Source organism: Aestuariivirga sp. (assembly GCF_037139295.1).
In the GTDB taxonomy this organism is placed as follows: domain Bacteria; phylum Pseudomonadota; class Alphaproteobacteria; order Rhizobiales; family Aestuariivirgaceae; genus Aestuariivirga.
The window spans coordinates 1-5,107 of sequence record NZ_JBAXGR010000161.1 but is presented as its reverse complement, the minus strand read 5'-3'; the positions used below and the strand labels follow the sequence as shown (position 1 = coordinate 5,107).

6 protein-coding genes are annotated in these 5,107 nt (G+C 61.3%); all 6 read left to right on the top strand.

Annotation, left to right across the window (positions count from 1 at the left end; all coding sequences use genetic code 11):
• Nucleotides 1-31: 31 nt before the first annotated feature.
• The gene (locus tag WCJ41_RS20010; protein WP_336907602.1) at nt 32-979 is read left to right on the top strand and encodes a sugar ABC transporter substrate-binding protein; all 948 of its coding nucleotides are present in this window, start codon (nt 32-34) and stop codon (nt 977-979) included.
• Between the two features lie 114 nt (nt 980-1,093).
• The gene (locus WCJ41_RS20005) at nt 1,094-2,170 is read left to right on the top strand and encodes an ABC transporter permease (RefSeq protein WP_336907601.1); all 1,077 of its coding nucleotides are present in this window, start codon (nt 1,094-1,096) and stop codon (nt 2,168-2,170) included.
• 2 nt (nt 2,171-2,172) lie between these two features.
• Nucleotides 2,173-2,943: an ATP-binding cassette domain-containing protein gene (locus tag WCJ41_RS20000; RefSeq protein ID WP_336907600.1), complete on the top strand. Its 771-nt coding sequence runs from the start codon at nt 2,173-2,175 to the stop codon at nt 2,941-2,943.
• Between the two features lie 43 nt (nt 2,944-2,986).
• Nucleotides 2,987-3,148: a hypothetical protein gene (locus WCJ41_RS19995; RefSeq protein ID WP_336907599.1), complete on the top strand. Its 162-nt coding sequence runs from the start codon at nt 2,987-2,989 to the stop codon at nt 3,146-3,148.
• 29 nt (nt 3,149-3,177) lie between these two features.
• Nucleotides 3,178-3,993, top strand: a complete 816-nt coding sequence (locus WCJ41_RS19990; protein WP_336907598.1) for a 3-methyl-2-oxobutanoate hydroxymethyltransferase — start codon at nt 3,178-3,180, stop codon at nt 3,991-3,993.
• Between the two features lie 55 nt (nt 3,994-4,048).
• A complete protein-coding gene (iolG, locus tag WCJ41_RS19985) occupies nt 4,049-5,038 on the top strand; it encodes an inositol 2-dehydrogenase (RefSeq protein ID WP_336907597.1) in 990 nt (329 codons plus the stop codon).
• Nucleotides 5,039-5,107: the final 69 nt, after the last annotated feature.

Genomic DNA, 5,107 nt, shown 5'->3' with positions numbered 1-5,107 from the left:
GCCGGACGCCCCACCTGGGAGGACCCGACACATGAAGAAGACTTTCCTTGCACTCGCGATGGCAGCCCTGATGTCGAGCTCGGCGATGGCCGGCACCAAGATCGGCGTTTCGATGGCGCTGTTCGACGACAACTTCCTCACCGTCCTGCGCAACGGCATGATCGAACAGGCCAAGGGCATGGATGGCGTTGAACTTCAAGTCGAGGACGCGCAGAACGACGTCGCCAAGCAGCTCGACCAGATCAAGAACTTCGCCGCCTCGGGCGTTTCTGCGATCATCGTCAACCCGGTCGACACCTCGGCCACGCAGGCGATGACGGATGCAGCCAAGGCCGCCAACATCCCGTTGGTCTATGTCAATCGCCAGCCGATCAACGTCGACACTCTGCCGGACAATCAGGCTTTCGTGGCGTCGAATGAAGAGGAATCTGGCACTCTCGAGACCATCGAGGTCTGCCGCCTCCTCAAGGAAGCGGGCAAAGACGACGCCCAAGTCTATGTGATGATGGGCGAGCTCTCCAACCAGGCCGCCGTGATGCGCACCAAGGACATCCATGACGTGATGGCCAACGGCAAGTGCGCGGTGAAGCTCAACATCATTGATGAGCAGACCGCCAACTGGTCGCGTGACCAGGCCCAGAGCCTGATGACCAACTGGATTTCCGCCGGCAAGCCGTTCGACGCGGTGATCGCCAACAACGACGAAATGGCCATCGGCGCCATTCAGGCCATGAAGGCCGCCAACATCGACATGAAGAACGTGGTGGTGGGTGGCGTCGATGCAACCCAGGACGCGCTCGCCGCAATGCAGGCGGGCGACCTTGATGCTACCGTGTTCCAGGACGCGGCTGGTCAGGGCAAGGGCGCTCTCGAAGCGGCCGTGAAGCTCGCCTCGGGTGGGGCCGTCGACCAGAAGGTCTACATCCCCTTCCAGCTGGTGACACCGGCCAACATCGACCAGTTCCTCAAGAAGAACTGACACTGAAGGGGGGGCGCCGGTGGCGCCTCCCGCTTGCTTTTTGATGTGCGGCGGCAGAGGCTTTGACCTCCTCTCCGGGCCGGTGCCCGGTCGGCAGCAATGAGGGAGGATAGCTTGGCGAAGTCCGAAGCAGGGATTGGCGGCCTCAAATATGATGCCCGCCGCCGGGCATGGCCTAACGAATTGAACATCCTGCTGGCACTTGTCATCATCGTTGCGGCCTTTGAGATCCTTGGGCGCCTGCTCCTCGGCGAGAGCTTCCTGCTCAACACGCGTGAGGGCGTGCCAGGCCTGTTCAACGAACAGCGTCTCCAAATCATCATCCTTCAGGTATCGATCGTCGGTATCATCGCGATCGGCGTTACACAGGTTATCATTTCGGGCGGCATTGACTTGTCGTCAGGCTCGATCGTGGGGGCTACCGCGATGATTGCCATGTCCTTTGCACAGGTGGCGCTGGTTAACGGCAATCCCAACCCCAAGGCCATTTTCATGGCGGAAGGCTTGGTGGACCTGCCCGTCATTGTTCCTGTCCTCGTCGGCATCGGCTGCGGCCTTATCGCCGGCCTCATCAATGGCTCGCTGATCGCCTACACTCGAATCCCGCCCTTCATCGCGACGCTGGGCATGATGGTGGCGGCGCGTGGTCTTGCACGCTGGTGGTCGAAGGGCAATCCGATTTCCTTCCCCACCGAGAGCTATGCCGCGATCGGGCAGGGTATGAATCCGGTCTTCATTTTCGTGGCGCTGGCCATCCTGTTCCAGCTGATCCTTACCTACACGAAATACGGCAAGCACTGCTATGCTATCGGCTCCAATGAGGAGGCCGCGCGTATCACCGGTATCAAGGTGGAGCACCACAAGGTGCTGGTCTATGTAATTGCCGGCGTCCTCGCATCTGTCGCCGCAATTGTTCTGAGTTCCAAGAACCTGACCGCGCAGGCGGGCATGGGTGTGATGTATGAACTCGATGCCATTGCCATGGCGGTGATCGGCGGTATCTCGCTAGCCGGTGGTAGGGGGTCGATCATCGGCACGGTGCTCGGCGCACTGATCTTCGGCGTTATTATCTCTGGCTTCACCTTCCTGAAGCTCGATGCCTATTACCAGGAGATGGTGAAGGGCGCGATCATCGTGGGCGCAGTGGTTCTTGACCAATGGCGGCAGCGCCGCCGCAGCATGAGGGCCTGATCATGTCGGACATCATCCTCAAGACCGAAGGGCTGACCAAGCATTATGGCGGCGTGCAAGCTCTGGAAGGGGCGAATTTCGAGCTTCGCAAGGGCGAGCATGTGGCCATCATGGGAGACAATGGCGCTGGCAAGTCCACCTTCGTGCGCCAGATCACCGGCGTCGAGATTCCGTCACGCGGTAAGATCATTTTCCTCGGCAAGGAAGTGAACTTCCAGTCGCCGCTGGAAGCGCGAGAGGCTGGGATCGAGGCAGTGTTCCAGAACCTCGCACTCGCTGACGATCTCGACGTCCCGTCAAACCTCTTCCTTGGTCGCGAGAAAATCCGATTCAACCTCGGCCCTTTCTCTATTCTCGACCACAAGGGCATGCGTGAAGCTACACGCAAGGCGCTTGAAAAGACGGCCGTGAAGATCCCCAATCTTAACTCCACCATCCGCCATATGTCGGGCGGCCAGCGGCAGTGCGTGGCGATCGCCCGCACGGCGACGTTCCCCTCAAAACTCATCATTATGGATGAGCCCACGGCGGCGCTGGGCGTGGCAGAGACGGCGCAGGTGGAGAACATCATCCGTACCATCAAGCAGAATGGCGAACCGCTGATCCTGATCTCGCACAACATGCGCCAGGTGTTCGACCTCGTCGATCGCATCGTGGTGTTCCGGCGCGGTCGCATCGCCGCGAACCTGAAGAAGTCGGAGACCAGTGGTGAGGAGGTGGTGGCCTACATCACCGGCGCCAAGATAGACCCGAGCTTGAGCGACGCCGCATAGGGGCGCACCTCACGGAAAGCCTCCGCAGCAACAGGATACGTGAATGGACGACCTCGTCTTTGGAACGCGCAACAAGCGCGGTGACTGGGAGCCGAATGAACCCGTTGGCACTTGGCATGACGGCTCGATGGAGGGCGAAGCCCGCATGGAGGAGTGCTTCCGAAAAAAGCGTGAGTGCATGAATGCCAAGAGCCAGGCGGCCTGAGGATATTTAAGGAAGAGGGACGGCGAAACATGGCCAGGAAGCGCCCCACCATCGCGGAGATCCGCGCCAACAAGGGCAAGTACCAGTACACCATGATGCGGGTGACAGACTGGGACGAGCTCGCCGCGGCGGAGGCCGCCGGCATCGACATGTGCTCGGTGCCGCCCGAGATGCTGGTGGAAAAGCGCTTCCGCGAGGTGGCGCCGTCGATCTTTGCCGTCCCCGGCTTGGCGCTCTATTCCGCCCCCGCGACAACAGACGACACCTTGCGCTGGGCCTTCCGCATGATGGAGGCGGGCGCTGACGCCGTGTATTCCGCTGCCTCCTTCCAGACGGTGCAGCGCTTGGCGGACGACAATATCCCGGTCATCGGCCACGTGGGCCTGATACCGCATTTCTGCACCTGGACCGGCGGATTCCGCGCGGTGGGCAAAACCGCGGACAGTGCCAAGGCGATCTACGAGCGCTGCAAGGCCTATGAGGAAGCTGGCGCCTTCGGTGTCGAGATCGAGGTGGTTCCACCCGAAGTGACTGTGGAGATCGCAAAGCGCACCTCACTGTTTCTGGTCTCAATGGGCGGTGGCAAGGGTGGTGACTGCCAGTATCTCTTCGCATGCGATGTACTTGGCACAAATACGGGACACGTTCCGAGGCACTCCAAGCAGTACGCCAACCTCGCCAAGGAGTTCGCGCGGATCCAGCAAATGCGCGTCGATGCATTCAAGGCATGGGTGAGCGAGGTTCATTCGGGAGCATGGCCGGATGCGCCGTATCTCGTGGCCGCGCCTGCCGACGAAATGACCGCGTTCAGTAACATGATGGCGAAGGCGCCAAAGGATCACTGAACGCGATGTAGCGCCTTGCCACAAGATGGACATGACCAAGATCAGGAGACACTGAATGCTACGTTTTGGAGTTCTGGGCGCCGGCCGCATCGGCAAGGTTCACGCCCGCACCATCGCCGCCTCGGGCAAGGCGAAGGTGGCCTACATCGCCGACGCCATGCCGAAAGCGGCGGAGGACCTGGCGGCCGAGGTCGGCGCCAGGGTCGCCGCGGTCGATGACATCATCAGGGCCAGCGACGTCGACGCCATCCTGATCGCCACCCCCACCCCCTTCCATGCCGAGCAGATCGAGGCCGCTTCCAATGCCGGCAAGGCTATCCTGTGCGAGAAGCCGGTCAGCCTCTCCGTGGTCCGCATCGAGGACTGCCTGCGCACGGTGGAGAAGAACAGGTCGACACTGATGATCGGCTTCAACCGCCGCTTCGACCCCAACTTCGCCGCGCTCGAAAAGCGACTACGCGTTGGCGCTATCGGCAACATCGAGATGGCCACCATCATCAGCCGGGACCCGGCCCCGCCGCCCGCCTCCTATGTCAAGAGCTCCGGCGGCATCTTCCGCGACATGATGATCCATGACCTCGACCTTGCGCGATTCCTGGTGGGCGAGGAATTCGTCACCGTGCAGGCGCTCGGTGCGGCCCTCGTCGACAAGGCGATCGGCGATGAAGGCGATTGCGACACTGCCGCCGTGCAGATGCAGACGGCCTCCGGAAAGATCGCCGTCATCACCAATTCGCGCCGCGCGTCATATGGTTACGACCAGAGGATCGAGGTGCACGGGTCCAAGGGCATGCTTCGCGCCGGGAACATCCACAGCACCACCGTGGAAGTGGCTACGGCGGACGGCTTCAACGCCGACCCGATCCTGCACTTCTTCACTGAGCGCTACGGCCAGGCCTATGCCAACGAGGTGCTGACCTTCATCGACGCCGTCACCAACAACAAGCCGGTGGCACCCTCGGGGCATGACGGCTTGCAGGCCCAGAAGCTCGCCGATGCCGCAACCGAGTCTTGGCAGAGCGGCACGCCCGTGAATGTGGCTTGAGTAACGGGCAGTACTTCAGAGCCACCCCCGCCTAGTGTGAGTTCACGAGCAATCGTGTCGATCGACTTG